This window comes from Gilliamella sp. Fer4-1, assembly GCF_001690515.1.
In the GTDB taxonomy this organism is placed as follows: domain Bacteria; phylum Pseudomonadota; class Gammaproteobacteria; order Enterobacterales; family Orbaceae; genus Gilliamella; species Gilliamella apicola_C.
The window spans coordinates 1-4,235 of record NZ_LZGZ01000093.1 but is presented as its reverse complement, the minus strand read 5'-3'; the positions used below and the strand labels follow the sequence as shown (position 1 = coordinate 4,235).

Below are 4,235 nucleotides of genomic sequence, written 5' to 3'. Positions count from 1 at the left end.
GGATGAATTTAAAGGAAAAGAAAATAATATGTTTATAATATTTGGAACTCGCGGAAGAGAAGTTAACGAACATAGTGGACAATTTAATTGCCCAAATTGCTGTTCGCAACAAAACACCACTACCGATGAAAAAAAACAAAAATATACAAAAATAAAAGTGGCAAAATATTTTACGCTATTTTTTATTCCTATTTTTAGTTACGAAACATTAGGACGTTATATAAAGTGTAATGAGTGCAATAGTGATTACAACGAAAACGTACTGGAATATGTGCCACCAACATTTGAAGAACAAGTTGCATCATATGTTGAACAAGAGTTAAAAAGTGGAACACCTATTTCAATGGTAATTAATAAACTAAAAGCACAAGGTCTTGATCAAGATCAATCCCAACGTGCTGTTGATCATGTTGTTTCTGGTAATATTGTGACATGTCATCATTGTAATATGGACTTTTTAACAGGTATTGAAAAGTGTTCTTTATGTGAAGGGCACATTAAAAGTTAGTTTTAATTATTAGTTTTAATTATTTGAGGGCTTACATTTGAATATCATAACACATGAAACTATGCTTGACCCCGCTGATAATCAGCGACTTAATAGCCTTTGTGGCCCTTATAATGACAATATTAAGCAGCTAGAGCGTCGACTAGGTGTTGAGATTAATCATCGTTGTAATTTATTTTCAATAACTGGCGATCGGATTTGTGTCAAAGCAGCCAATGATATTTTACAATCTCTTTATAAGCAAACTAAAGCCAAAGATAAAATCATTGATATCGAGCCAGAACAAATCCATCTAGCAATTAAAGAGTCTGGCGCGCTAGAAAAGGCAAGTGAGCATTTACCTGCTTATATTGATCATCAAGGCGGCAAGCTGGTAATGATAAAAACTAAGCGAGGCATCATTAAACCAAGAACGGCAAATCAAGCACAATATATTGCCCATGTTTTAGATTATGATATCTCGTTTGGGATAGGGCCTGCTGGCACAGGTAAAACCTATTTAGCGGTAGCCGCAGCAGTTGATGCGCTTGAAAAGCAACAAATCCGCCGCATTGTATTGACTAGACCAGCGGTTGAAGCTGGTGAAAAATTAGGTTTTTTGCCTGGCGACTTAAGTCAAAAAGTCGATCCTTATTTACGTCCACTTTATGATGCGTTATTTGAAATGCTCGGATTTGAAAAAGTTGAAAAGCTGATTGAAAAAAGTGTGATTGAAGTTGCACCACTTGCCTATATGCGTGGGCGAACTCTTAATGATGCTTTTATTATTCTTGATGAAAGCCAAAATACCACCATCGAACAAATGAAAATGTTTTTAACTCGCATAGGTTTTAATTCTAAAGCGGTAATAACAGGCGATATTACCCAAATTGATTTACCACGCCATCAAAAGTCGGGTTTACGGCATGCTATTGAAGTATTGAGTCAAGTTGATGAAATTAGTTTTAATTTTTTCAATAGTGAAGATGTAGTCCGTCATCCAGTGGTTGCCAGAATTGTTAATGCTTATGAAAAATGGGAAGAACAACAGCAGAATATTAAACAGCAACATACGGAAAGTAGTATATAAAGGAGTCTTATTATTCCTATTTCACGTAAAAAAGAAAAAACGGTAATTCGAGATCATTCTGCCGAAGCAAATTTATTTCTTCGTAGGGCGCTATTTGCATTCGTTACGATTATTTTAATGGTCATTATTTTGCTTGGTAATTTAGCAGATTTGCAAATTGCTAATTTTAGTTATTACAGTACAAAATCCAATAATAATCGAATTGAAATTATACCTATCCCACCTAGCCGCGGCATGATTTATGATCGTAATGGCACACCTTTGGCAATTAATAACATCACATATCAGCTTAATATCATTCCTGATAAAACAAAAAACCTTAATGAACAATTCAATGAATTAAAAAAAATTGTTGGCTTGACTGATGAAGATATTGAGATGTTTCAAAAAGAACGACGCAATTATAAAGCTCATCGCCCAGTACCGCTAAAAGAAAATTTGACCAAAAAACAAATAGCGCGTTTTGTTGTGGATCAACATCGTTTTCCATTTGTTTCTATTGTGGGGATACAGCATCGTTATTACCCTTATGGTGCATCACTGACTCATATTCTTGGCTATATTTCTAAAATTAATAGCCAAGATAAACAGCGCTTAGATGATGAAAATAAGTCCAGCGATTATGTCGCTACGTTTAATATTGGTAAAATGGGGATAGAAAGATATTATGAAGACGTATTACACGGAACCCCAGGTTATGAAAAGGTTGAAGTTAATAGCCGAGGTCGTATTGTTCGTCAAATAAACAAACATCCACCACAAGCTGGTGAAGACATCTATTTATCTATTAACCTTAAATTACAGCTTTATATAGAGCAATTATTAGCAGGGCGTAAAGCGGCAGTGGTTGCTATGGATCCTAATAATGGTGAGGTTTTAGCTTTAGTTTCTAGTCCAAGTTATGATTCCAATCTATTTGTTGGTGGTATATCGAGTGTAAAATATAGCGAATTACTCAAAGATCCTAGTAAACCTCTATTTAATCGCGTGTTACTTGGCGCTTATCCACCAGCTTCGACCGTTAAACCTTTTATTTCTATTGCCGCTTTGAGTGAAGGGGTTATCACGCCAAAAACTGTGGTTGATGATCCTGGTTGGTGGCAATTACCTGGTACTGAGCGACGTTATCGAGATTGGCTTAAATGGGGGCATGGTCGGGTTGATGTATTAAAGGCCATTGAAGAATCGGTTGATACTTACTTTTATAAAGTTGCTTATGATATGGGTATCGATCGCTTAAACTTATGGATGGCTAAGTTCGGTTATGGTAAACGCACCGGTATTGATATTTCACCAAACGAAGAAACCCGTGCCGTTATGCCGAGCCGTGAATGGAAAATAAAGCGTCATAAAAAATCTTGGTTACAAGGTGATACCATTCCTGTTGGTATTGGTCAAGGTTATTGGACTGCAACCCCAATGCAAATGGTTAAAGCGCTAACGACTTTAATTAATAATGGTAAAACCTATACACCGCATTTTTTATTATATAAAAAGAGCGATATTTTAAACGCTAATAAACGGCAACCAGAGATTAATTCAGATAATTATATTGAAACAAATAGTTTAGGTGATATTAACCCAGCTTATTGGGCACTTGCTAAGGAAGGTATGCACCGAGTGATGTTTGGATCAAGAGGAACGGCACGTAAGATTTATGCTGATGCAAAATATCAGGCTGCAGGTAAATCAGGTACCGCGCAAGTTTATGGTTTGAAGCAAGATGAAGTCTATAATGCTCATAAGATCCCAGAGCATTTACGTGATCATGCATTATTTATTGCTTATGCCCCTTATGATAAACCCAAAATAGCGCTAGCGATTGTATTAGAAAATGGTGGCGGTGGTAGCTCAAACGGTGGCGCTGTTGCTCGTAAAATCTTAGATTTTTACCTTCTAGGTAATGATTCAACACAGCTAGATGAGCCATCACCCAATGACGGAACTGAAGATTAATGATGAATAATAGCAAAAAATCTTTTTGGCAAAAGATACACATCGATCCCTTATTTTTTTTATTTATTACGCTATTACTTGGCTATAGCCTCTATATTCTTTGGAGTGCATCGGGTCAAAATATCGATATGATGCAAAAACGAGTCATTCAAATATTGCTAAGTTTTGCTGTAATGATTATTTTAGCTCAGTTTTCACCTAGGGCTTATGAAAAATGGGCGCTGTATCTATATATTGTTTGTATTATCATACTATTACTAGTTGATATTTTTGGTTACACCAGTAAAGGCGCACAGCGTTGGTTGGATTTAGGTATTTTACGATTTCAACCTTCAGAAATAGCCAAAATAGCCGTGCCATTAATGGTAGCAAAATTTATTCACCGAGATGGGTGTCCGCCGCCATTAAAAACCACATTACAAACACTAGCTATCATTGGTGTGCCAGCATTACTTGTTGCGATGCAACCTGACTTAGGTACAGCAATATTAATTGTTATGTCAGGCATTTTTATTATATTTTTAGCGGGCATGAATTGGCGTTACATTCTTGTTGCATTAATTTTAATCGCTGTCTTTTTACCGATTATGTGGTTCTTTTTAATGCATGATTACCAGCAAAAACGCGTATTAATGTTGATTAATCCCGAACTTGATCCTAGCGGAGCAGGTTATCATATCATTCAATCTAAAATAGCAATTG

Annotated in this window: 4 protein-coding genes; all 4 read left to right on the top strand. The window is 36.0% G+C overall.

Going from position 1 to position 4,235, the window contains the following annotated elements:
* Window positions 1-508, top strand: a 508-nt coding sequence (locus tag A9G30_RS03565) for a zinc-ribbon domain-containing protein (RefSeq protein ID WP_065588087.1), incomplete at its 5' end; no start/stop codon positions are given.
* A gap of 37 nt (window positions 509-545) precedes the next feature.
* On the top strand, window positions 546-1,577 hold the full coding sequence (locus A9G30_RS03560) for a PhoH family protein (RefSeq protein WP_065588086.1): 1,032 nt from the start codon (window positions 546-548) through the stop codon (window positions 1,575-1,577).
* 18 nt (window positions 1,578-1,595) lie between these two features.
* Complete coding sequence (gene mrdA, locus A9G30_RS03555; protein WP_065588085.1) at window positions 1,596-3,533, top strand: penicillin-binding protein 2; 1,938 nt, start codon at window positions 1,596-1,598, stop codon at window positions 3,531-3,533.
* Window positions 3,534-3,535: 2 nt separating this feature from the next.
* On the top strand, window positions 3,536-4,235 hold a 700-nt coding region (locus A9G30_RS03550; protein WP_176700832.1), incomplete at its 3' end, for an FtsW/RodA/SpoVE family cell cycle protein.